Genomic DNA, 22296 nt, shown 5'->3' with positions numbered 1-22296 from the left:
TTTTTTATTTTTTCTTCAGTCTCACCACATTGCCGTCTACGCTTAATCCCCGGATACTTCTCAAAAATCCGGAAATCCGGCTGTACCCATAATCTTTCTGATCAAAACCGCTGTAACGGGTTTTCAGTTCTTCATTGATCATTGCCAGATTGTCAACCGTACCGCCATTTTCTTTTATAATGGAAATCACTTCCCGTTCAATCTGTTCACGGGAAATCTCCTCGCTTTTGCCCACCCGGTAATGCCCGTTTTCACGATGTACCCGCAGCATGGGAATCTCCTCCGTGAGAAATACACTCAACTTGGAGTAGCCGTAATTTCGAACATCAAAATCCGGAAATTTATCGGACAAACGCTGACCCACCAGGCTCAGCTCCAGTTCTTCTCCACCGCCTTCATTCAGCATTCCGGTGATGGCGCTCACTACCGTCTCTATACTGGTCACACTATTTTCTGCACTGTCCTCACTCATACCTGCTCCTCTGGCTTCCCCGATAAGATCCAGATGAACGAATTTGTTGCAGGCTCTGGTCAGAGCCAGTGGTGTCTTGGATTCCCCCATGCCAAGCACAAACTTTTTTTCTTCACGAAGCCGCATGGCCAGCCTCGTAAAATCACTGTCACTAGTTACCAAGCAAAAGCCATCTACTTTATTCTGATACAAAAGATCCATGGCATCAATGACCATAGCCATGTCCGTGCTGTTTTTTCCTGTGGTATAGGAGAACTGCTGGATAGGCGTTACGGAATATTCCAGTAAAATATTTTCTTTCCATCCGTTTTCCTTAGACCAGTTTCCGTAAATGCGTCTGCAGGAAGCAAATCCATACTTCTCCAGCTCATCAAAAATCATCTGTGCATAGCGGGCACTGATATTTTCCGCATCAATAAGTACAGCGAACTGCAGTTTTTCTTCCATCTCCATCTAGGACTCCTTCTGACTGCCTGTGTCTGCCATCTCGATGGTGTCACCTGCAATACGAAGAAGGTCTTCAATCTCTTCCAGCGGCATTTCCAGATAAACCGACAGTTCATCCGGTGTAATCTGCCGTCCAAGATCTTCGGTAAGCTCCGTAATAGAATCTGCAAGCCGGTTCAGCTTTCTGGTCACTTCCTCGCCAACACTGCTCTCCCCATTCTGCTCTTCCATAGCCTGGCGGATACTCTTACGAATCTCCCGTTCCAGATGTTCTTCCGGTTCCAGATCTTCTGGCTGTCCAAAACTGTTCAATCCCATAAGAAGTCCCAGACTTCCTTCCTGTACCAGATCCTGAATCAGTATTCCCTGATGGGCATATTCTTCTGCCACAGCAAGTACCTTTTCCATATAATGTTCAGCCAGCAGTTCTCTTGCAGCTCTCTCTCCCTGCTTTACCTGCTGCCATAATATTTCCAATCGATCTTCCGGCTGGCGGCGGGCAGATTTTAATTCTTTTCTGTACTGGACAAGAAACTCTTCTTCCTCTTCCGTATAGGGTTTCTGCTCTTCTTTCGGGAGTTCTGCCCCTTCTACGTGAATTCCCTTTCCAGTCAGATATGCAGAAATCATTCCCAATTGTTCCTGATTAAAATTCATATTTTTCAGGCAGTCCTGCATTTCTTCTATAGTGAGCACGCCTCCTTGCTCCTCCGCGCGGCTCTGCAATGATACCAGTGCTTCCTGAAATTTTAATTTATCGTCCATTACTGCGGACACCCTCCTCTTCTTTTTTCTGGTTAAGCGATACAATAAATACCGTGGAAAGTACAAAGATAAATCCCAGAAGGTCCATCATTTGAAATTCCACATGCAGCCATACAACGGAAATAACCGTAGCTGCCACCGGTTCCACGCAGGCATGCATGCTGGCATTGGATGCTCCCACCAACTGTACTCCCTGCAGATAAAAATAAAACGCACAAATAGTTCCAAGCAAAATGATCCCTGCCATAGCCAGAACCGTCTGACCATCTATCACCGGATGCACATTCCACGGACGGCGAAGCAGCATCAGCACACCTCCACCGACGAACATTCCCCACCCCAATGTCTGGATCGTTGTATATTTTTTCATAAGTTCAGCCGGCTGAAGCGTATAAACCACCAAGGCCACTGCTGCCAGAAGTCCCCAGAGCAATGCTTTTGCCGGAATTGCCAGCTGTGATACATTTCCATGAGTTGCCAAAATAAACGTTCCTGTCATGGAGCAAAGCAGTGCAATGATCTCATACAATTTCGGTTTTCTTCTCATCCGCAGGCAGATCCACACAAGAATCATGGCCGGTCCGGTATATTGCAATACGGTCGCCGTCCCCGCATTAGAATATTGAATCGTCGTAAAATACGCATACTGGCAAAGCATCATGCCAAACAGGGAAAAAATAAGAATATCCCTTCTCCCTGCCGGATTCTTCCATACTTCAAATATCTTTTTTTTCTCTTTTATCCACAATACGATCAAAATCAGAAGCCCAGCTCCTGTAAGCCGGATAGGAACCAGCCAGTCCGAATTTACCTCCTTAAACTGAAACAGAAACTGTCCGCAGCTTCCGCAAAACCCCCACAGAATTCCTCCCAGTAATGTCAATACAACTCCCCGTATCTTTTTGTCTTTTTCTGTGTTCATTTTGATTATTTCTCCAATAGTTTTTTCAAGGTTATCATACCCTATTCAGGGAAAAAAATCCAGTTTTAACGAGGGATTCCCTGTCACGAAATTCAATTTTTCCCGTATAAATAAAAAAAGACGGTAGGGAGCATGACAGTTATGGCAACAAAAATCATGCTGGACCCAGGGCACAATGGGATGACTGATCCCGGTGCCGTGTACGAAGGAAGGCGGGAGAGTGATGACGTGCTGCGCCTTGCAATGGCCGTTGGAAATATTTTATCCCAGAGCGGTTACGATGTGGAATATACCCGCACGGGAAATGTGGTGCAGTCTGTGACGCAGAAAGCCCAGATTGCCAATCAGTCCGGCGCAGATCTCTTTGTCTCTTTCCACAGGAACATGGGATCCTATCCTGGACAGTACGAGGGTGTACAGACACTGCTGTACGATTTGAGCGGTCTGAAGCTTACCATGGCAGAAAATATCAATCAGAATCTGGAAGGCATCGGTTTCCGAAATATCAGTGTGGAAGCACGTCCGAATCTGGCTGTTCTCAGGCACACCACCATGCCTGCTTTACTCCTGGAAGTCGGATTTCTTGACAGTACAACCGATAACGAACGCTTCGACACCCATTTTGAAGAAATTGCCCAGGCCATTGCAGACGGTATCATGGATACTTTGAAGGATAGTCCTGAAGAAACACCCGCTTCCGCCCATCACCCACTGTATCGTGTACAGGTTGGTTCATTCTACCAACTGCAGAATGCGGTAGATCTGGAACAAGAGCTGAAGCGCATGGGATATAATACATGGATTGTAACAGAATAATATTCACGCAAAAGTCCGGAGTTAAAATACACTCCGGACTTTGTCTTATTCTTCCCGGCTTCTCAGCCGTCTTAATCGTTCTCCAATCTGCTTCTCATATCCATTTTCCGATGGATGATAGAAGGTACGTCCCACCAATTCGTCCGGCAGGTACTGCTGTTTTACATAGTGCTCCGGGAAATCATGAGCATACAGATAACCTACCCCATGGCCCAGCTTCTCCGCTCCGCCATAATGCTTGTCCTGCAAATGCACCGGAACCGTGGTAGTCGTTGTCTTTACCACTTCCATAGCGTCAAATACCGCATTGCAGGCCGCATTGCTCTTCGGCGCAGAAGCCACATAAGAAGCTGCCTGAGACAGAATGATCTGTGCCTCCGGCATTCCCACCCGTTCTACTGCCTGGGCCGCCGCTACGGCCACCTGCAGCGCCTGGGGATCTGCATTTCCCACATCTTCTGACGCGCAGATCATGATTCTTCTGGCAATGAATTTAATATCTTCCCCTGCGTACAGCATTTTTGCCAAATAAAAGACCGCTGCATCCGGATCGGTTCCCCGCATACTCTTAATAAATGCCGAGATGGTGTCATAATGATTATCCCCGCCTTTATCATATCGCACCGTCTTCTTCTGAATACACTCAGAAGCCACCGGAAGCGTAATGTGGATCTTCCCATCCGCCGACCTCTCTGTAGTGAGGATTCCAAGCTCCAGAGCATTCAGTGCATTTCTGGCATCACCACCTGCAATATCCGCCAGGAATTCCAGGGCATCTTCATCCGCCACTGCATCATATGCGCCCATTCCCTTTTCCATATCGGTAAGTGCACGGTGTAAAAGCTTCTTAATATCCTCTTTCTCCAGCGCTTTCAGTTCAAAAATGATGGATCGGGAGAGAAGAGCTCCATTCACCTCAAAATAAGGATTTTCCGTGGTTGCTCCGATAAGGATCAGCGTTCCATCCTCCACAAACGGAAGAAGGTAATCCTGCTGTCCTTTATTAAAACGGTGAATCTCATCCACAAAAAGGATCGTCCTCTTACCATACATGCCGAGATTATCCTTCGCCTGCCGGACTACCTCCTCCATATCTTTCTTTCCTGCCACTGTGGCATTAATCTGTGTAAACTCCGCACTTGTGGTATGGGCAATCACTTTGGCAATGGTGGTCTTTCCTGTTCCTGGCGGTCCGTAGAAGATTACCGAACGCAGTTTATCGGCCTTGATCGCCCGATAGAGCAGTTTGTCATGACCGATAATATGCTGCTGTCCCACGATCTCATCCAATGTCACCGGCCGCATCCTTGATGCCAGTGGTGCCTCGGATTTCATAGTGTTCGTTCTCATATAATCAAATAAATCCATAGGTAAATTCCTCTGTTATCTTTTTTCTGCTACAGTTCTATTATAGTCTCTTGCTCTTCCACTGGCAAATTTTTTAATCCATAATAATCTCATCCACGGTCACAAACTCAAAACCTTCCGCCTCCAGCTGCTCAATGACCCGCTTCACTGCATCTACCGTGCTCTGGTAACTGTCATGCATGAGGATAATGTCATGATCCTCCGCATGCTTCACTGTTTTCCGGACAATCCAGTCCACATTCTGGGTAGTCCAGTCTTTCGTGTCAATGCTCCACATGACCGGAATCAGATTCAGGCGCTCTTCCAGTTCCTCATTCCATGTTCCAAAAGGGGGACGCACATATTCGGTCCCGGTTCCGGTCAATTCTTCGATGAGATCGCTGGTCTCCTGGATTTCTTTGCACGCCTCCTCCAGCGAAAGGGACGTGATCTGCACATGATGGTAGGTGTGATTCCCAATCAGATGTCCTTCTTTGGCAATCTCTTTTACCACATCCCCATATAGTTCCACATTTTCCCCCAGAAGAAAAAACGTCGCAGGCACCTGTTCTTCTTTCAGAAGTTCCAGCATCTGCGGCGTGTAAATAGGATGCGGACCATCATCAAAGGTCAGCGCAATCCGCTTCTTTTCTGTTTTTTTCTCTTCTGGCAGCACCAGATGTTCCACCGGAATCATCTCCTCCGGTTCTGCTCCTGCTCTCTCATCTTTCTTTGCTGCCCATATCCACACCACTGCCATTACCAGCAGGATTCCCAAGCTCCATCGTTTCATCCTAAACCCCGGAATCTTCCATCATTTCAGTATATGTGTGGAAAACCTTTTAAATTCCCTTTAAGAAATGGTTCCAGAATTCTTTATTTACTTTAGAATTCTTTTAGAACCTTTCCATACTTTAGACACAATTCATTGGTATAGTAATGTTTGTAAGGACGACATATCCGTATTTCATTCATAACACTTGGAGGATTCGAAAGAATCCTCCACTCCCTCGAAAATCAAGGCCGCAAAGGCCTTTTTCTTTTGTTCAGATATTCCCATCCGCATCCGGCTGCTGTCAGCGCCACCAGACTTCCCACCATCATCACTATTTTGGTCAGTCCGTCTCCCAGCCCCAGCACACCTGCTCCGGTCTGGAGGAACATATAGAGGAACATGTGAAAGCAAAGAATCGGTAACGTCTGCCGGCCCACCAGACCACATGCCCGCATCACTTGCGGACATCTTGCTTCCAGCCGGTCTCCGATGACGAATATGGTGTAGGAACCAAAGATTCCTACCGCCAGATAGAGAAGCATGCTCACTCCATAATTTCCACAGGACAGATTCACACTGCCGCTTAAAAATCCCAGCAGCAAAAAGAAGTTCATGCACGCAATTCCAAGACGGATATCGTTAGTCAACGTCTTCACACCGCCCCATTCTTTTAATTTCTCCCCTGCCGCAAAGAACACGGCAAAATAGGGCGCTGTTTCCAGACTCCAGGGCAATAACAGCGGCGTCGCATAATGCCAGATCACCGATACTGCAAGACCTCCTCCCAGCAGCCAGTATTTTTTCTGACTCCTGCTGATGAGTCCGTACCAGGCATAGACAAGGAACAACGCTGTCAGAAACCAGAGCGGGGAATTTAAAAGATCCATCAGCACCGGATTGGAGCTGGCATCACCGACTCTCCACATCTGGTTCCGGGAATAGAGGATTCCGAACAGAGAAGTAAGTTTTAAATCTCCCGGTATTCCGCCCAGCACGCAATCCTTTACCCAGAAAAACACCCAGAGAAAGGCACTGGTTCCAAAGTAGGGAATGAGGAGACGTTTTGCTTTTTTCAGAAGAAACGTTCCATAGGATTCTCCTTCTTTTACCCGAAAGGTATAACCGGCTGCCACAAAGAAAATAGGCATATAGAACATGCCGCCATAGTAAGTGACAAGTCCAAGCCTGCAGCCAGCATGCACCAGAAGCACCACCAGGATACCCATGGCTTTTCCAAAATCCAGCCATTCCAGCCGTCCGGAAGAATTCAGCCCAAAGTTCTTAGGGTGGGCATTATTCGTGTTTTCTAAACATCCATTCTTCAATGAAGGCTTCTCCTTTCTTTCCCAACGGTTCCACATATCGTACAGATAATTCCGATAGCAGCCCGGTAACTGCACTGATCAGAATCAGATTCAGGAAACAGGTCAGATTATAACCATACAGCGGTTCCGCAATCAGGAAGAACCAGGACCCCAATGTGGCAATGACCAGAAAATGAATCAGATACAGGGAATAGGAAATTCGTCCCAGATACTGAAATACTCCCAAGGAGAAAAACTGCTGCACCGGCTCCAGATTAAGCACAGAAAACACAAACAACAATACCCCAAACAGGTGATAGTAATTGACAAATACAAAAGGCAGAATTCCCCAGATCGTTCCCTCGTAGCCAAATCCTGCAGAAGGGTAGCACATGAAGTAAAGTCCCACTGCGAAAAACACCCAGTTCAACATTTTACTGCTGCATATATTTTCTTTCGCTTTCCAGTTTGTATACATAAAATCACAAAGCACATATCCGAGGAAAATACCGATAAAATCTGTTCTGAGCAGCGCCACTGCCAGCACCCCGTAAACAATCCAGCGCCATTTCTTTCCACTAAGCAATGCCGCACAGGCATAGTCAAGATATGCACCCAAAAACAGCATCTGCAGGGTCCACAACACGCCATTATATTTATTGGTGCCGAATAAAAAGCAGCCATACAGGGATTCCTTAAGCATTTCCACAAAAGACGGTGCAAAGGCATTGAACCCGGCAAACCACTCTTCCGAACCGGCCAGTGCTGCCGCAGGACCATTTTGATAAAGCCCCAGTGCCATGGCAAGCCAGATGACCACATTCACTACAAGTACTGTTGGCATCAGCCGGAAATACCGTTTTGCCGCGCTTCTTTTTAACCGGTTCTTATCCCCGGTCGCGAAAAAACTTCTGCACAATACAAAGCCACTGATCACAAGAAACAGCCGTACCGCTGTATTTCCGTTAAAGAGAAGATTGAGCGGTGATTTTCCAATAACAATATCCAGATTGTCCGGCAAATGACAGGCTTCCGACTGATAGTGATACATCCCGTAATAAAAGGCAAAGACAAAATGGGTCAGGAACACGCACACGCATCCAAACCCCTTCAGTCCGTCCAGGTAGACTAATTTATTCTGCTGCATAGATCCACCACTTTCGCTTTTTTCAGAAGGTGCACTGCGAACAATGCCAGAATTCCAAGCTGAATCACTGCAAATACCCACATAGGCATCATGGATTCCCCATTCACCGCCTCCTGGTATCCGGCAAAGGTTACGATCTGTAAAAATACCGGCACCAGGAACCATTTCGGCTCTGTAAATGCAAACATCACCGCCAGCACACAGAACAGATAACCTGCAGTCTGATCCATATAGGGCAGGAAATATGCGGCAGCAAGGCCAAAGAACAACATCAGTTCCAGAATCATGGGAGACGTCTGTTCTTCCCATTTGCTCTGGGAAAATACCCACACACCGATCACCAGAAGTCCAAAAGTCAGGAAAAGGCCTACCGTGGCAAGCGGTTCGAAGGACTGCCCCTGCATGGACGTATTTCCAATGATCTCATAGATATTGGGCCAGTGGAAGGTCGTCAGCGTATATCCAGCTCCCATCCATACCCGGTAACTGTATACAGCACGGGCTGCAGCCGCCATAATCGGCAGCACCAGTTGCAGATTGTTCAGTTTTCTCATCTGCCACAGCAGCATACAGACTGCAAGGAGTCCCACATACCGCACATGCAGAAGCAGTGCCGCTGACAATACCACCGAAAACAGCCATCCACAGCCATTTTCCAGAAAGAGAAGCGCACTTACTATAAGCAGGGCTCCCACACAGGCATTATTTCTTAAAATCGTTCCATCCGCAATCACCGTCGGAAGAATCAGTAACACACTGTAGGTCAGAAGACTCTTTCGTCCATTTCCAGTGATCTGATGGACAAGCATGGCACCTGCCACCGCCAGATACCATTCTGCCAGCAGATAAAGGGGATGCGGCATACCGCTGTCCGGGAACGAAGTGCGAAGCACCAGTCCCACGCCCGTGATGCAGACCGCCAATAATGCCTCCAGAAAATCAAAGGTCATTCCTGCAATCCGGAATTTCCGAAATAGCAGCTCTCTTAAGAAGTTATCCACCTTCATCGAAGAATCTCCCTCCCTTCTTCCACATTGTCTGCAAGAATATTCCCCGGGTCGTGGATATATTCCCACAGATCAAGACCGATCCTCACCAGAAGAAACAGCTGGATAAATGCCAGCGCTCCGTAGGATACCAGCGGCAGCTGTTTGGTCAGATACTGAGCATAGCCCACTACCGTCAGAAAGGAGGCCGTGACAAACAGTGGAAAACGCTTCGGTCGTAGCAGCGTATAGATCAGTAAAAATGCATCCGTCACATAAAGATACCGCTCATGCATATGGGGAATGAAATACGTAGTCAGCATACCGAAAAAGACAACCATCAAAATCACATATTCCCTTGTGACCTGCACCTTCTGATAGGCCAGATAGAACATGACCATCATGAGAATTCCAAGGATCAGCAGCATACCTGCTTTCACATACTCGTCCAGGAAGAAATTATTTCCTATGATCTGATAAATGTTCGGGAACTTGATGGACAGAGACCATCGGTCCTTTCCCCCCTGAAATGCATAAATGCCGATCAGTTCCTTAAAAGGGCGCCCGGCAATCCATGCCGGAAGAATGCCCACAAAATACATAACCGGAATCGTAATAAAATGTTTTAGATCCACCTTTTTCCTCACCCAGAGAATCACCAGAAACGGAAAAATAAACAGCGTCTGTAATTTTACCGCAAAAGCCGCTCCGTAGAACCACATCCCCCTCCAGGTCCGGTTATTCATGAGATAATATACACTGGCCAGGATAAGCAGCGTGTAAATAATATCGCACTGAGACCAGACTGCTGCATTTAAGATCACCGTTGGAAGGAACAGGAACACGCCATAAGCCAGATATCCCCGCTTTCTGCTGCCGCTGCACTCTGTCACCATCCGTCCGATAAGGGCCGCCCCTGCAAAATCCAGCAGACAGCAGAGTCCTTTAAAAGCAGTCATGGCATTGACCGGAAGCAGTGTAATGAAATACAAAATATACATAACCGGCGGCGCGTAGTCGTAAAAATCATCTGCCAGTGCCCTGAATCCCCCTTCGGAAAGCCGGGCCAGCCAGTCACTCCAGTAGACACTCCAGTCCTCCGCCACAAAGGTGCGGACCGCCAGCCGGACTGCCACCGCCAGTATGGTAATCAGTACCAGAAACAAAAGATCCGATTTTTCTGTTTTTTTCTCCTGATTCATAAAATAAACTCCTGTATACAAAGCCGGCAGACGAAAGACGCAATCCTCTTTCCGCCTGCCGGCGACCATTTACTAATTCAGTACTTTTTCAATAATATATCTCGGACGCGCTTTGGTCTCCAGATAGATCTTGCCGATATACTCGCCGATCACACCGATGGCCAGAAGCTGCAGGCCTCCAATGGCCCAGATAGATACAATGAGAGACGTCCATCCGATACTGGTATGTCCAAGAAAATGCTGTACCAGAGAATAGATCAGCATACCGATGCTGCACAGGAAAATGAACAGCCCCAGAAATACAATAAACCGGATCGGCTTCGTGGACAGGGATGTAATACCGTCGATAGCCAGTGCCAGCATCTTCTTCAGCGGATACTTGGACTCTCCTGCCATACGTTCATGGCGCTCATAAGTCACCACATCCGTCTTGAATCCGATCATGGGAACGATACCGCGGAGGAACAGGTTCACTTCTTTATACTTCGCCATCTCTTCCAGCGCACGTTTGCTCATGAGACGATAATCTGCATGATTGAAAACGATCTCTCCGCCCATCATACTGATCATATGATAGAAACTCTCTGCTGTGAACCGTTTGAAAAAGGTATCTGTCGTACGCGCGGAACGCACACCATAGACAATCTCACAGCCATCATAATATTTCTCCACCATCTGATCGATAACATCGATATCATCCTGCAGATCTGCATCCAGGGAAATGGTCATATCTGCATACTCTTTGGCAGTCATCAATCCTCCAAGCAGCGCATTCTGATGCCCTCTGTTTCTGGAAAGCTTGACTCCTGCAAAGATTGGATCCTGCTCATGAAGCTCTTCGATCATGGACCAGGTACGGTCTTTGGAACCATCATTTACAAACATAATCCGGCTGTCTCTGGAGATCAGATTCCGTTCCATGAGACTTTCCATCTTTTCTTTCAGCCTTTTGGAAGTCTCCGGAAGCACTTCCTGCTCGTTATAGCAGGGCACTACCAGATACAAAATATCATTCTTTTCTCTTTCCATCATTCTCTTCCTTACAGTCCGCGGATATATTCCTCAATGGCATCATGCCAGTCTGCAAAACGGAAATCTCCGGTCAGACGGAACATGAAGTTATCAAGAATCGAGTAAGCCGGACGATTGGCAGATGCCGGATTGTCTTTTACATACTCTTCCGTGGTAATATGGTCAACTTTGGTGCTCTTTCCTGCCAGGCGGAAAATCTCGTCCGTGAAATCTGCCCAGTTGGTATCTCCTTCACAGGTGCCGTGGAAAATGCCGTAGTTCTCCGTCGGAAGCAGATAAGCCATAGCCTTTGCAAGCTCTGCTGCACTGGTCGGAGTTCCCAGCTGATCTTTCACCACGCGGACCACGTCATGGTTTTCGGACAGTTTCAGCATGGTCTTTACAAAGTTATTGCCATCGCCGTAGAGCCATGCAGTACGGATGATGAAGAACTCTTTTGCAAACTGCTGTACGAATTTCTCACCGGCCAGTTTTGTCACACCGTAAGCACTCTGGGGATCCGGAGTATCGAATTCAGTGTAGGGTCTGGTTCCGTGTCCGTCGAAGACATAGTCCGTAGAAATATGAAGCATCTTTGCACCGACTTCTGTTGCTGCGATACTTAAGTTTCTCGGTCCTAATGCATTGATTTTCCATACGATGTCACCGGCAGTCTCGCATCCGTTTACATTGGTAAATGCAGCACAGTTCAGGATTGCATAGGGTTTTACCTCTCTTGCCAGCTCCATGACTTTGTCAATATCGGTGATGTCAAGTTCTGCCACATCGGTATTCACCAGTTCATACTCGCTGTGGGGCGCCAGTTCCTTATTGATTGCTCTTCCAAGCTGTCCGTTACATCCTGTGATGATCAGTTTTTTCTTCATTTTTTTCCTTCTCCTTTTTCAGTTCCTGCTCAAGGTCCTGCAGTCTTTTTTCATTCAGTGCCACCATCTGATCCAGTGTCCGCACACTGTTGGACAGACGGGACAGCGCTACTGTCAGCGAAAATATAATCAACAGCGAAAAACAAAATCCCAGAAAGAAGATCATGTTTACCGGTGCATAGATTCCCAGAAAATTCGATACGATATTTAAAAGTACCGGAGCACAGTCAAAGATCAACAGTGCCGCCAGCACCATCATCCAGACCAGTGCATATTTCAGCTCCAGGCTCCGTTTCCGTATCATATTAACCAGAACCGCCAGAATCGCCAGAATGGCAATTGCAATGACGATCTGAAGTTTCAGTGTCATCATAATCCCACTCTCCTCTCTAGCGTCTTAAGGTTTCCATAAAAATTGCAAGGGTTACTTTTATCATATAATAAGCGGATTTCGGTCCTGCAATAGAGGAAGTTCCCTCTTCTCTCTCCCTCATAATCACCGGAAGCTCCGTTACTTTCTTCTTTTTCCGAAGAATCGCCACCACACTCTCCGGTTCCGGATAGTCTTTCGGATAATTCTCCGCATAAATCTTCATGACATCCCGGTTCACCATCCGCATGCCGGATGTGGGATCTGTCACTCTCGCCCCGGTCACCAGACGGATCAGGGTGGAAAAATACCGGATGCCCACTCTCCGCAATCCGGAAGACTGGAATCCTTCTTTCTCAATAAAGCGGGAGCCGATGACCATATCACTGCCTGTTCGCACCAGTTCTTCCGCCATCTGCTCGAGATAAGCCGCATCGTGCTGTCCATCCCCATCAAACTGCACTGCCACATCATAATGGTTCTGACAGCCGTAAAGGTATCCCGTCTGCACCGCTCCGCCAATGCCAAGATTCACGGAAAGATTCACATGATTCAATCCGTTTTTCTGGCATACCTGCAGCGTATCATCTGTAGAACAGTCGTTGATGACCACATAATCAAAACCCGGCGCGTGTTCTTTTATATCCTGTACTGCCCGCAAAATACTCCCACTCTCATTGAAAGCCGGAATAATTACAAGTTTTTTCATACTTTTTTCTTCTCCTGATTAGGTTCACTATCCTTTATTGTACCACAGATCTTACCGAATGACAAACTGTGACAGCACCCGCACTACCCTGCACAAATCCGTTACCCATGCAAAAGGAACATGATTTTCCACCAGCGCCCGGTGTCCTTCCATCATAGATTCCACATAGGCCCCCAGACTGTTGGTGCTGGTACCTCCATGGGACATATAAATCAGTATTTCCGGTAAATAAGAAAGTGTTACCTCTTTCCGATATAAAATGCGGACCATAAACTCATAATCCCCGGAAATCCGGTAATCTGTCCGGTACAGACCGAACTTGTCGTAAACCTCTTTTTTCAGATACAAGGTCGGATGTCCCGGCATCCAGCCGCTTCGAATCACCCCCTGGCCCTGATGCCATTTCCGGACGATCCGATCACCATCCATATAGCAGAGATCTCCATGCACGCCATCCGTACCCTCTTTTTCCATGATCTCCACCATGCGCATGAGTACGCCCTCGTCTGCATACCGGTCAAAACAGCAGCCCACAATATCACCTGTTGCCATGCAGATGCCTTTATTGATGGCATCGTAGATACCATTGTCCTTTTCCGACATCCAGGAAATGCGGCCCGGCTCTTTTTCTTCCAGTTCTTTTAAAAGATCCACCGTGCCGTCCGTGGACCCACCGTCCACAATAATGTGCTCGATATTCGGATAGGTCTGTTTTTTCACCTCTGCAAGAATCCGCTTCAGATTTTCAATATCATTATAGGTAGTAGTTACTACCGATACTTTTGGAAATGTATTCATCTATTCTCCCTGACCCCACAGCCTGTAATACAGCGCTGCATATTCCATAAAACGGTCATTTTTCTCATATTGTACCGCCCTCGTAAGGCAGTCTTCTTTTCTCATGGGATGCTCCCTCTCGGCAAGGATTGCCTGCAACAATGCCTCTGCATCTCCTTTTTTCACCACCCGGCCGCAGGTCTTATCGAGACTCTCCGGGCTTCCTCCGGTCTCAAAGGTAATGACCGGCGTTCCGCAGGATAATGCCTCCAGATTAGTGGTCGGAAAATTATCTTCCAGCGTGGCATTGACAAACACATCTGCCATGGAATAGTATCCAGCCAGTTCTTCCGCATTTTCCGTCCGGGTGATGCCAATGATCTCTTCTGGCAGTTCCCTGATCTGCTTTTCGTTTAATCCAATCAAAATGATCTTACAGTCTTCCGGCAGTTTTTTCGCAAGCCCGCAGAAATAAGATAGTCCTTTCCGCCGCTCCCACACATTGGCTACACCGAGAATCACAAAACTATGCTCCAACCCCAGTTTTTTCCGGAGATCATTTTCTGTTGGCCGGAAAATCGTCTGATCTACCCCATTAGGAATGACCTGTACTGGATAGTCTTTTAAGAAAGACTGTTTCACTTCGTCCGCCAGCCATCGGGAGGGCGTCACAATGGTAAGGTTCGCCACACCGGTAAAGGCCGCCCTTTTTCTTTTATAATTGTTCGCCGTATTATTTTTAAATAATGCATAAGGATAAGTATTTCGATACTCTTTGCAGTCTTTGCATCCATCCCGCCACTGTCCACAGTTGTTATAATCATAGAACGCACAGTGCCCGGTGTAAGGCCAGCAGTCGTGAAGGGTCCACACCACCGGCTTTCCCGCTTTTTTCAGATAGTCAAATAAGAGTTCCGTCTGCAGGACAAATCCATGAATGTTGTGAAGCTGAATCACGTCCGGATTCCATTCCTCGATCTTACGGATCAGTTTTCTGGTAGCTGATGCCGATGCAAATCCATGCTCACCCTTAAAAAACGTAGACAGCACATGAAGCCCCATGCTGACAGGGGAGCCAAAGCAAAATGCATGTACACCTTTCGGCGCGGTTCTTCTGCCATAGGCAATGAGGCAGTCATCCCCCTGTTTTTCCAATGTATGATAAATATCCACAGTAATGCGCCCTACGCTGCCGCTGCCGCATACGGTGCTGATCTGTAAAACTTTCATTCCTGACCTTTCTGTGCTATACTCTTTTTAACTTTAGTATAAGCGAGGTAATTCAATGATAATCATACAACCTTCCGGCGGTTTATGCAATAGAATGCGGGTGATTAATTCCGGATGGAAACTGGCCCGGGAACGGAAAGAAAAGCTTCAGATTCTGTGGAACTGCAATGCAGAGCTGAACTGCCCCTTTGAGTCATTATTTCAGCCGGTGACCGAATTTAAAATCACCAGCATTCATTCCGTGGCCGATCCGCGAAAGCTCTTTCACCAGAAGACGGCAAAAAATTATCTGACCAACGAAACCATTCTGGCACACCGGAATTCCGATGGGTGTCTGGATCCAGATTATGTGGCATCTCTTACCGGAAAAACATATATTTTTACCTGGGAATGGTTTTATCCCTCCGAAGACTATCACCTCTTCGTTCCCACCGAGCGGCTTCAGAAACGGATCGACAGCATCACTTCCCGCTTCGGTTCTTCCTGCGTCGGAGTGCACATCCGCCGCACAGACAACCAGCCTGCCATCGGCAAAAGCTCCACGGATGCCTTTATCCATTCCATGAAGCAGGAACTGGAGGCTGATCCGGCGACGATGTTCTATCTGGCCACCGACGATATGGAAGAAGAGAAACGACTTCGGGAAGCATTCCCAGGACGGATTCTCTCCAATGAGAACCGCTGCCTCCGCCGCGACAGCGTAGATGGCATGCACGACGCCCTGCTTGACCTCTACTGTCTTGCTTCCACCCGGAAGATCATCGGAAGCTTTTTCAGTTCTTTTACGGACATCGCAGCGGATATGCACCATATTCCGAAGGTGATTGCGGGAGAGTAAATTTAGTGCAGCACCCCCCACTTCTCCGGCAGTTCCATGGTTTTATACTGCCAGAGGAGTTTTTCTAATTCATAAATAGCCGGCGTCAGGAATTTATTTTTATGATAGACCAGCTTGAACTTCCGGTCCCATTCTTTATGTTCGTTATAAAAGATCCGGACGCGCTGATGCCGGATCTCATGTTTTAAAAGACGCAGAGACATCACTGACAATACTTTATGATAAAGCACCGCATTGATGATGGTCCTGGGACAGTTTGCCTCCCAGGTTACCTTGATAGAAAGGCCGTGGTGCTCCGCGTATTCTTCAAACAGTTTTCTCGTTCCGCTTCCCTGCTCTCTCATGGCAAACCGCTCGCCATTCAACTCCTCTGTACGCAATTGTTTCTTCTCATAAAATGGATGATGGATTCCCGCTGTCAATACCAGCATATCATCGATAATGGGAATCACAATGAGATCCGGAGAAGTAATCTCTCCTTCCACGACTGCTGCATCCAGTTCCGCTTTCAGAAGCTTCTGCTCAATTTCCTCTGTATTGCTCACAAAGGAATAAACTTCCAGTCCCGGCACTGCCTGCTCCAACTCCAGAATGATCTTCGGCGTCAGGCAGGTTCCCACCGTCAGAGTACTTCCCAGTTTCATCACCGGTATCTGGCCCTGATTCCACATAAGTTCTTCCAGCTCCCGGAACTGCATGACCACCTCCTAGGATTTGTCAAGCAGCAGTCTTCCCTGATCGGTCAGATACAGTTTTTTTCCCAGACGCTCAAACAGCAGACAGTGATAGTGCTGCTCCAGCTCACGAACCGCCTGGCTCACCGTCGGTTGGGATAGATAAAGATGCTCCGCCGCCGCGCTCATGGTGCCATGCTCTGCCACGGCTAAAAATATATTCAGATGCCGAATAGTCATATGTATTTCCTCACTCTTATCTATAGGTAAAACCTATTGTTTCTATCAAATAATATCATTTTTCAAATACACCAGCAAGTGCTATAGTGAAGATAACTACAAAAAAGGAGGAACCATCGTGGCAACATTAACTGTCAGCAAAGACGAAGAAAAACGTTTAAAAGGCATGGGTTTCCTGAGCAATAAAGGAACCGATAATTTCTCAGCCCGTGTCATCACTGTCAATGGAAAAGTAACCGCTGCCCAGCAGCGCTGTCTTGCAGAAGCCGCTGAAAAATTTGGAAACGGCATTCTTACATTTACTACCCGTCAGACCGTGGAGGTGCAGGGCATCCCTTATGAAAATATTGAGGCATTCCAGGAATATCTGGCAAAGGAAGGTCTGGAAACAGGAGGAACCGGTCCACTGGTACGTCCGATTGTATCCTGTAAAGGAACCACCTGCCAGTATGGACTTCTGGATTCCTTCGCACTCTCCGAGGAAATCCACAAACGTTTCTACAAAGGATACCGCGCTTACAAGCTTCCGCACAAATTCAAAATTGCAGTAGGCGGATGTCCCAATAACTGTGTAAAACCAAACCTGAACGACCTGGGTATTATCGGTCAGAGAATTCCGACCTATGACGCATCCCGCTGTAAAGGATGTAAGAAATGTTCTGTCGCTGAAGCCTGTCCCAACGGCGCCCCGAAATTAGTCGACGGCGTTATGCAGATTGACAAGGATATCTGTAAAAACTGCGGCCGCTGTGTCGGCCACTGCCGCTTTGACTCCATCATAGACGGCGAATATGGATTTAAAATCTATATCGGCGGACGTTGGGGCAAACAGATTTCCCACGGAAAAGCACTCCACAAAGTGTTTACCTCCAAAGCAGAGGCTCTCGATGTGATTGAGAAAGCCATCCTTCTATTCCGTGAACAGGGAAAACCGGGAGAGCGTTTTGCATGCACCATCGACCGTCTTGGATTCGATAACGTAGAAAAACAACTGCTCTCCAATGAACTACTGGAAAGAAAAGAAGAAATCCTCAGTAAATAATCACACATATTGAAAAAGGACCGCTCCATACGAAGCGGTCCCTTTCTTATTCTTTCTATTATTCCTGAGCTGCCTCAGCATCCTCTGCCGGAACTTCTTCCTGTGCATCATCAGCTGCTGCATTTTCCTCGGTTGCATCCTCTGCTTCTGCATCTGCTGCATCAGCGTCCTCTGCTGCTTCCTCGGTCTCCTCACCTGCTGCCGGAGTTTCCTCCTCTACAGCAGTCTCTTCCTCAGTTGCATCTTCTGCTTCTGTAGTGTCCTCTGCCTCTGTGGTATCTTCTACCTCCTGGGTCTCCTCAGCCGGAGCAGTGGTATCTGCGGAAGATCCGCATCCAGTCATAGCAAATGCACTTAACATTCCTACGCAGCATAATACAAGCCATTTCTTTTTCATAGTCTTTTCCTCCTCGTTAGGCTTATTTTTTACTACGTGTGACAGGATACCGAATCTTTGTGTCCATTTTGTGTCCAAAAAATTAGGATTTCTTTAAGATTTTCGAAAAAATTAAAACTCAAAGACTGCAATTCCATATGCACTCAATGGATACTCCACATAATATTTCTGATTATCGCAGTCTCCCTTCCGTGCTTCATAGAGCTCAGGACGCTTTCTTCCATTGCCTCCGAACTCTTCTGCGTCGCCGTCCAGAATCAGTTTGTATTTCTTCTTTTTTGGCACCCCTACCCGATAATCCTGGCGCTCTATCGGTGTAAAGTTTACAACAAAAAGCAGATTCTTACGTTTGCTCTTGCTGTATCTCACAAAGCTGAAAATGCTTCGGTAGCAGTCATCTGCATTGATCCACTGGAATCCGTCCCAGCTGTCATCCAGCTCATAAAGGCATTTGTACTTGCGATACATATGAAGCAGTGCCTTTACAAAATTCTGCATCTCTTTGTGGCGGTCTTCCTTCAACAGGAACCAGTCCAATTCTCTCGCTTCGCTCCATTCCTGCAGCTGCGCGAACTCATTGCCCATAAACAAAAGCTTCTTACCGGAGTGACCGAACATGAAAGCATAACCAGCCTTCAGGTTCGCATATTTATCGTCCGGATACCCCGGCATCTTGTTAAGCATGGAGCACTTCAGATGTACAACCTCATCATGGGACAACACCAGAATATAATTCTCACTGCATGCATAACTCATGGCAAAGGTCATCTTGTTATGGTTGTCCTTCCTGAAATATGGATCCAACTTCATATATTCCAGAAAATCATTCATCCAGCCCATATTCCATTTGAAGGTAAATCCAAGACCATCATCCTTCACGTCTTTGGTCACATTAGGCCATGCAGTGGATTCCTCCGCGATCATCATGGCTCCGTCATTTCTTCCCCGAATCAGAGAATTGAGATGTTTAAAGAACCAGATAGCCTCCAGATTCTGATTGCCGCCGTATTTATTGGCAACCCATTGACCATCCTGTTTTCCATAGTCCAGATACAACATGGATGCCACTGCATCCACGCGGAGTCCATCTACATGGTATTCATTGAACCAGAATAACGCATTGGCAATGAGAAAATTACGCACTTCTGATTTTTCATAATTAAAGATCTTAGTTCCCCAATCCGGATGCTCACCTTTTCTGCTGTCCGGATGCTCAAAGAGGGGCTGCCCGTCAAAGTTGGCAAGTCCATGGGCATCTTTTGGAAAATGAGCAGGAACCCAATCCAGAATAACACCAATGCCATGCTTATGGAAATAATCCATCATATACTGAAAATCTTCCGGTGTTCCGTAACGGGAGGTAGGTGCAAAATATCCGGTCACCTGATATCCCCAGGAGCCATCAAAAGGATGCTCTGCAATCCCCATAAGTTCCACATGGGTGTACCCCATATCTTTTACATATTCTGTCAATTCTTCTGCAAATTCTCTGTAATTGTAAAAACCATCCTCATCCTCATCATGGGGATGGCGCCTCCAGGAACCTGGGTGTACTTCATAAATAGAAAGGGCTCCTTCCGCTGCATTCCAGCTCTTTCTTTTTTCCATCCACCGCTCATCATGCCAGGTAAAATGATCAATATCCGTTACACGGGACGCCGTTCCCGGACGCTTCTCAGCATAAAATGCAAAAGGATCAGCTTTATAGAGATACTCTCCGCTCTCCGTCTCGATCAGATATTTATACATGCAGCCTTCCCTCAGACCAGGAACAAATGCTTCATAAATTCCCAACGGCTCCAGCCGGTTCATGCGGTATCCGTCACTTCCCCAGCAATTAAATTCTCCAATGACTCTGACACCTTTTGCATGAGGTGCCCAGACTGCAAAATATACCCCCTGCTCTCCTTCGTATTCCGCCGGATGTGCGCCAAGTTTTTTGTAAAGTTCATAGTGCGTGCCTTCTCCGAAAAGATACTGATCCATATCCGTTATGGCACACCACGGACGCTTCACGGTGTCTTTGCTCGTTGAATTCTTACCCATATGTCTTCCCCTCTGTAGACAGTTCTGTCCAATTCTCTATGATAGCATCATTCTATCACATTCTGCTGTATTTTCACAGCAAAACTTTCACTTTTATAGTAATTTTATACAAAACTGCCATAATCCTTCGCCTGATAGGGCAGCGTCTGAAAATACAGTCTGGTTCCACAGCCCTGAATTCTGCGAATACATTCTATCTCCTCCTCATTAAAGTAGGCCGAAAGCTTTTTCTTTCCCCCCACTTCCACCGGTGGATAGGGAACCTGCAGTTCCTCCAACGGACATCCCTTTCGGATACACTGTTCCGCCGTAGCCAGATCTTTAAAAATAATCATAACCCGGGCTTCTTTGCGTCCTTCATCCTTCTGTAAAAATGCAGACAAGTCCTCTTTCCGCAGGATTTTGACCCGAATAATGTTAGGCAGGCACAGCTGCATAATGCTCTCCGTAAACGGGTCATTCACATAATCAGCTCCAACCACCACCATATAATCCACTGCAGTTAAATTCCAGTTCATATTTGTCGTCGCACGCAGCAACTCTTTATCAACACGTGCCAGAGACACCTTTTTACTCATAATTTCTCCCCTATCTGTCGTCTCTTCTGATATTCTTTCATTAAAGAAGCAATCAGTACAAATAAAAACCCGCCTTTAAAATCTCCCCTGATTTCAATATGAAATGCCGTCTCATACTTTTTCAGTTTATAAAGTAATGTGTTTTTGTGCAGAGACATGCTGTCCGCCGCCTGTGAAATATTAAAATTATTTTCAAACATGGCATTGGCAATACGGACCAGCTCGTCGATGTCCACCCCTTTACTACTCTCCCAATAATAATCAAATACCCCTTTGATGTCATTTAAATGAATCCGTGACTGGAAAAATTCATATACGTAGTCGCAGAAAAAGGTAATTTCTCCTTTCTGTTTTTTGGTATTATCTTTCAGCCACAGACAATGGTTATAACTTTCTTTGTAATTTTTTAATTTTTTCTGAACAGAGCCAACCCAAAAGCCACTGCCGGTCAGCTCCATGTTTTCCAGTGTGATCAGCACCCTCCGGATTTCCGCCTTCATCTGCTCATTGTCCAGCGCATCCGAAATGGGATAAAAAATCAGAAGCGCATATTTATCGAGAAGCGAGCATAAAAGATTCTTCCCTTCCGGAAGCATCTTCAGCCGCATAGTCCTGGCGCTGTCATATCCCTTTTCATTATAAAGATAAATTGCCACCCGGGACTGCTGCCTGTCAAACTTCATCCGATCCGCAATCTGCAGCACTTCATCCCTGTCAAATTCATCATCCAGCAGAAGCTTCATGAGATGGTCATCCTCTGTAGCATTCTCCCGCATCATGTTCTGGGTGACCTCATAGTTCATCCGGATATTCAAGGAATCATTGATGAGATTTCCCATCATTTCCAGATTTTCATCCTTGCCGTAAATCCACAGCCATCCATACTCTATATTTTTTACACGTATGGGATAAAACAAATTGTTGGCATCCCTTCCGTAAATATTGTGGATCGATCCTACCTGCTCTTTGTCGCTGCAGGCTGTCACAATTCCATCGCCGTTCAAAAGTCCAATGGTATAATTTTTGTTTTCCTGTACCACTTTCACAAATTCCTGAAATACACTGTCGATAATCATCTATTTTCTGTCCCCCGACATATCTACGTGGAATCCTCTTCTCAACGTTTATTGCATATTACTACAAAGGCTATTATACGATTCTTTTTACAATATTGGCAACTGTTTTCATGGATTCTTCCGGCACACAAAAAGAGGGGGCTGTCGCACTAACGTGCGGCAGCTCATTTTATATATCCAACACAAAACGCCGAGCTTCGAAAAGCCCGGCGTTCGTGGTATAATCAGTTTATGCGAC

At 46.6% G+C, this 22296-nt stretch carries 24 protein-coding genes; 3 read left to right on the top strand and 21 right to left on the bottom strand.

Annotated elements, in window-relative coordinates; genetic code table 11:
* Nucleotides 1-4: 4 nt before the first annotated feature.
* The 3 genes from ACZMB2_RS03235 to ACZMB2_RS03225 are packed head-to-tail and all read right to left on the bottom strand — an operon-like array spanning nt 5 to nt 2606.
* Nucleotides 5-925, bottom strand: a complete 921-nt coding sequence (locus ACZMB2_RS03235; protein WP_487595491.1) for an NYN domain-containing protein — start codon at nt 923-925, stop codon at nt 5-7.
* The gene (locus tag ACZMB2_RS03230) at nt 926-1684 is read right to left on the bottom strand and encodes an RNA polymerase sigma factor region1.1 domain-containing protein (protein ID WP_487595490.1); all 759 of its coding nucleotides are present in this window, start codon (nt 1682-1684) and stop codon (nt 926-928) included.
* The gene (locus ACZMB2_RS03225; RefSeq protein WP_487595489.1) at nt 1674-2606 is read right to left on the bottom strand and encodes a DMT family transporter; all 933 of its coding nucleotides are present in this window, start codon (nt 2604-2606) and stop codon (nt 1674-1676) included. The genes ACZMB2_RS03230 and ACZMB2_RS03225 overlap by 11 nt, the downstream gene beginning before the upstream one ends.
* A gap of 141 nt (nt 2607-2747) precedes the next feature.
* On the opposite strand from ACZMB2_RS03225, the gene ACZMB2_RS03220 reads away from it, so the two are divergent.
* Nucleotides 2748-3422 (top strand): N-acetylmuramoyl-L-alanine amidase, encoded by a 675-nt coding sequence (locus ACZMB2_RS03220; RefSeq protein WP_487595488.1) that lies wholly within the window; start codon nt 2748-2750, stop codon nt 3420-3422.
* Between the two features lie 45 nt (nt 3423-3467).
* On the opposite strand, the gene ACZMB2_RS03215 is transcribed toward ACZMB2_RS03220, so the two are convergent.
* The 12 genes from ACZMB2_RS03215 to ACZMB2_RS03160 all read right to left on the bottom strand — a co-directional run bounded on the left by ACZMB2_RS03215 (nt 3468) and on the right by ACZMB2_RS03160 (nt 15167).
* Nucleotides 3468-4790 (bottom strand): replication-associated recombination protein A, encoded by a 1323-nt coding sequence (locus tag ACZMB2_RS03215; protein ID WP_487595487.1) that lies wholly within the window; start codon nt 4788-4790, stop codon nt 3468-3470.
* 73 nt (nt 4791-4863) lie between these two features.
* Nucleotides 4864-5562, bottom strand: coding sequence for a polysaccharide deacetylase family protein (locus ACZMB2_RS03210; RefSeq protein ID WP_487595486.1), 699 nt, complete (start codon nt 5560-5562; stop codon nt 4864-4866).
* Nucleotides 5563-5786: 224 nt separating this feature from the next.
* On the bottom strand, nt 5787-6869 hold the full coding sequence (locus tag ACZMB2_RS03205; protein WP_487595485.1) for an acyltransferase family protein: 1083 nt from the start codon (nt 6867-6869) through the stop codon (nt 5787-5789).
* Entirely contained in the window at nt 6838-7995 is a 1158-nt protein-coding gene (locus tag ACZMB2_RS03200; protein ID WP_487595484.1) for an acyltransferase family protein, read from the bottom strand. Before ACZMB2_RS03200 ends, ACZMB2_RS03205 begins: the two co-directional genes overlap by 32 nt.
* On the bottom strand, nt 7977-9002 hold the full coding sequence (locus ACZMB2_RS03195; RefSeq protein ID WP_487595483.1) for a hypothetical protein: 1026 nt from the start codon (nt 9000-9002) through the stop codon (nt 7977-7979). The genes ACZMB2_RS03200 and ACZMB2_RS03195 overlap by 19 nt, the downstream gene beginning before the upstream one ends.
* Nucleotides 8999-10183, bottom strand: coding sequence for a putative hexosyltransferase (locus tag ACZMB2_RS03190; RefSeq protein ID WP_487595482.1), 1185 nt, complete (start codon nt 10181-10183; stop codon nt 8999-9001). The genes ACZMB2_RS03195 and ACZMB2_RS03190 overlap by 4 nt, the downstream gene beginning before the upstream one ends.
* 72 nt (nt 10184-10255) lie before the next feature.
* Nucleotides 10256-11215 carry a glycosyltransferase family 2 protein gene (locus ACZMB2_RS03185; protein ID WP_487595481.1) on the bottom strand — a complete coding sequence of 320 codons (960 nt, stop codon included), beginning with the start codon at nt 11213-11215 and terminating at the stop codon, nt 10256-10258.
* A gap of 8 nt (nt 11216-11223) precedes the next feature.
* Entirely contained in the window at nt 11224-12081 is an 858-nt protein-coding gene (gene rfbD, locus ACZMB2_RS03180; protein ID WP_118770363.1) for a dTDP-4-dehydrorhamnose reductase, read from the bottom strand.
* Nucleotides 12050-12454 carry a DUF2304 domain-containing protein gene (locus tag ACZMB2_RS03175; protein ID WP_308459628.1) on the bottom strand — a complete coding sequence of 135 codons (405 nt, stop codon included), beginning with the start codon at nt 12452-12454 and terminating at the stop codon, nt 12050-12052. Before ACZMB2_RS03175 ends, rfbD begins: the two co-directional genes overlap by 32 nt.
* A 16-nt stretch (nt 12455-12470) precedes the next feature.
* A complete protein-coding gene (locus ACZMB2_RS03170) occupies nt 12471-13160 on the bottom strand; it encodes a glycosyltransferase family 2 protein (protein ID WP_487595480.1) in 690 nt (229 codons plus the stop codon).
* A gap of 51 nt (nt 13161-13211) precedes the next feature.
* Nucleotides 13212-13958 (bottom strand): glycosyltransferase family 2 protein, encoded by a 747-nt coding sequence (locus ACZMB2_RS03165; RefSeq protein ID WP_487595479.1) that lies wholly within the window; start codon nt 13956-13958, stop codon nt 13212-13214.
* Nucleotides 13959-15167, bottom strand: coding sequence for a glycosyltransferase (locus ACZMB2_RS03160; protein WP_487595478.1), 1209 nt, complete (start codon nt 15165-15167; stop codon nt 13959-13961). It lies immediately after the preceding gene.
* Nucleotides 15168-15261: 94 nt separating this feature from the next.
* On the opposite strand from ACZMB2_RS03160, the gene ACZMB2_RS03155 reads away from it, so the two are divergent.
* Entirely contained in the window at nt 15262-16005 is a 744-nt protein-coding gene (locus ACZMB2_RS03155; protein WP_487595477.1) for an O-fucosyltransferase family protein, read from the top strand.
* Between the two features lie 2 nt (nt 16006-16007).
* On the opposite strand, the gene ACZMB2_RS03150 is transcribed toward ACZMB2_RS03155, so the two are convergent.
* Together ACZMB2_RS03150 and ACZMB2_RS03145 are read right to left on the bottom strand one after the other, a co-directional pair.
* Nucleotides 16008-16703, bottom strand: coding sequence for a LysR substrate-binding domain-containing protein (locus tag ACZMB2_RS03150; protein WP_487595476.1), 696 nt, complete (start codon nt 16701-16703; stop codon nt 16008-16010).
* Between the two features lie 9 nt (nt 16704-16712).
* Nucleotides 16713-16919: a LysR family transcriptional regulator gene (locus ACZMB2_RS03145; protein WP_487595475.1), complete on the bottom strand. Its 207-nt coding sequence runs from the start codon at nt 16917-16919 to the stop codon at nt 16713-16715.
* A 118-nt stretch (nt 16920-17037) separates the two neighbouring features.
* Between ACZMB2_RS03145 and ACZMB2_RS03140 the strand changes: the two genes are divergently transcribed.
* Nucleotides 17038-17961, top strand: a complete 924-nt coding sequence (locus ACZMB2_RS03140; RefSeq protein ID WP_487595474.1) for a ferredoxin-like domain-containing protein — start codon at nt 17038-17040, stop codon at nt 17959-17961.
* 58 nt (nt 17962-18019) lie between these two features.
* Here ACZMB2_RS03140 and ACZMB2_RS03135 read toward each other — a convergent pair whose 3' ends face one another.
* The 4 genes from ACZMB2_RS03135 to ACZMB2_RS03120 form a co-directional block, all read right to left on the bottom strand.
* A complete protein-coding gene (locus tag ACZMB2_RS03135; protein ID WP_487595473.1) occupies nt 18020-18358 on the bottom strand; it encodes a hypothetical protein in 339 nt (112 codons plus the stop codon).
* Nucleotides 18359-18469: 111 nt separating this feature from the next.
* Nucleotides 18470-20404: a 1,4-alpha-glucan branching protein GlgB gene (gene glgB / locus ACZMB2_RS03130; RefSeq protein WP_487595472.1), complete on the bottom strand. Its 1935-nt coding sequence runs from the start codon at nt 20402-20404 to the stop codon at nt 18470-18472.
* A gap of 104 nt (nt 20405-20508) precedes the next feature.
* Nucleotides 20509-20982, bottom strand: a complete 474-nt coding sequence (locus ACZMB2_RS03125) for a PTS sugar transporter subunit IIB (RefSeq protein ID WP_487595471.1) — start codon at nt 20980-20982, stop codon at nt 20509-20511.
* Nucleotides 20979-22058, bottom strand: a complete 1080-nt coding sequence (locus tag ACZMB2_RS03120) for a PucR family transcriptional regulator (RefSeq protein ID WP_487595470.1) — start codon at nt 22056-22058, stop codon at nt 20979-20981. The genes ACZMB2_RS03125 and ACZMB2_RS03120 overlap by 4 nt, the downstream gene beginning before the upstream one ends.
* Between the last annotated feature and the right edge of the window lie 238 nt (nt 22059-22296).

This window comes from Hominiventricola sp. (assembly GCF_057604405.1).
The sequence above is the reverse complement of the archived record's forward strand: the minus strand, read 5'-3'. Positions and strand labels throughout refer to the sequence as shown.

Coding starts and splice junctions, on each gene's coding strand:
- ACZMB2_RS03235 (WP_487595491.1), bottom strand. CDS start 925: ATGGAGATGGAAGAAAAACTGCAGTTCGCTGTACTTATTGATGCGGAA.
- ACZMB2_RS03230 (WP_487595490.1), bottom strand. CDS start 1,684: ATGGACGATAAATTAAAATTTCAGGAAGCACTGGTATCATTGCAGAGC.
- ACZMB2_RS03225 (WP_487595489.1), bottom strand. CDS start 2,606: ATGAACACAGAAAAAGACAAAAAGATACGGGGAGTTGTATTGACATTA.
- ACZMB2_RS03220 (WP_487595488.1), top strand. CDS start 2,748: ATGGCAACAAAAATCATGCTGGACCCAGGGCACAATGGGATGACTGAT.
- ACZMB2_RS03215 (WP_487595487.1), bottom strand. CDS start 4,790: ATGGATTTATTTGATTATATGAGAACGAACACTATGAAATCCGAGGCA.
- ACZMB2_RS03210 (WP_487595486.1), bottom strand. CDS start 5,562: ATGAAACGATGGAGCTTGGGAATCCTGCTGGTAATGGCAGTGGTGTGG.
- ACZMB2_RS03200 (WP_487595484.1), bottom strand. CDS start 7,995: ATGCAGCAGAATAAATTAGTCTACCTGGACGGACTGAAGGGGTTTGGA.
- ACZMB2_RS03195 (WP_487595483.1), bottom strand. CDS start 9,002: ATGAAGGTGGATAACTTCTTAAGAGAGCTGCTATTTCGGAAATTCCGG.
- ACZMB2_RS03190 (WP_487595482.1), bottom strand. CDS start 10,183: ATGAATCAGGAGAAAAAAACAGAAAAATCGGATCTTTTGTTTCTGGTA.
- ACZMB2_RS03185 (WP_487595481.1), bottom strand. CDS start 11,215: ATGATGGAAAGAGAAAAGAATGATATTTTGTATCTGGTAGTGCCCTGC.
- rfbD (WP_118770363.1), bottom strand. CDS start 12,081: ATGAAGAAAAAACTGATCATCACAGGATGTAACGGACAGCTTGGAAGA.
- ACZMB2_RS03175 (WP_308459628.1), bottom strand. CDS start 12,454: ATGATGACACTGAAACTTCAGATCGTCATTGCAATTGCCATTCTGGCG.
- ACZMB2_RS03170 (WP_487595480.1), bottom strand. CDS start 13,160: ATGAAAAAACTTGTAATTATTCCGGCTTTCAATGAGAGTGGGAGTATT.
- ACZMB2_RS03165 (WP_487595479.1), bottom strand. CDS start 13,958: ATGAATACATTTCCAAAAGTATCGGTAGTAACTACTACCTATAATGAT.
- ACZMB2_RS03160 (WP_487595478.1), bottom strand. CDS start 15,167: ATGAAAGTTTTACAGATCAGCACCGTATGCGGCAGCGGCAGCGTAGGG.
- ACZMB2_RS03155 (WP_487595477.1), top strand. CDS start 15,262: ATGCGGGTGATTAATTCCGGATGGAAACTGGCCCGGGAACGGAAAGAA.
- ACZMB2_RS03150 (WP_487595476.1), bottom strand. CDS start 16,703: ATGCAGTTCCGGGAGCTGGAAGAACTTATGTGGAATCAGGGCCAGATA.
- ACZMB2_RS03145 (WP_487595475.1), bottom strand. CDS start 16,919: ATGACTATTCGGCATCTGAATATATTTTTAGCCGTGGCAGAGCATGGC.
- ACZMB2_RS03135 (WP_487595473.1), bottom strand. CDS start 18,358: ATGAAAAAGAAATGGCTTGTATTATGCTGCGTAGGAATGTTAAGTGCA.
- glgB (WP_487595472.1), bottom strand. CDS start 20,404: ATGGGTAAGAATTCAACGAGCAAAGACACCGTGAAGCGTCCGTGGTGT.
- ACZMB2_RS03125 (WP_487595471.1), bottom strand. CDS start 20,982: ATGAGTAAAAAGGTGTCTCTGGCACGTGTTGATAAAGAGTTGCTGCGT.
- ACZMB2_RS03120 (WP_487595470.1), bottom strand. CDS start 22,058: ATGATTATCGACAGTGTATTTCAGGAATTTGTGAAAGTGGTACAGGAA.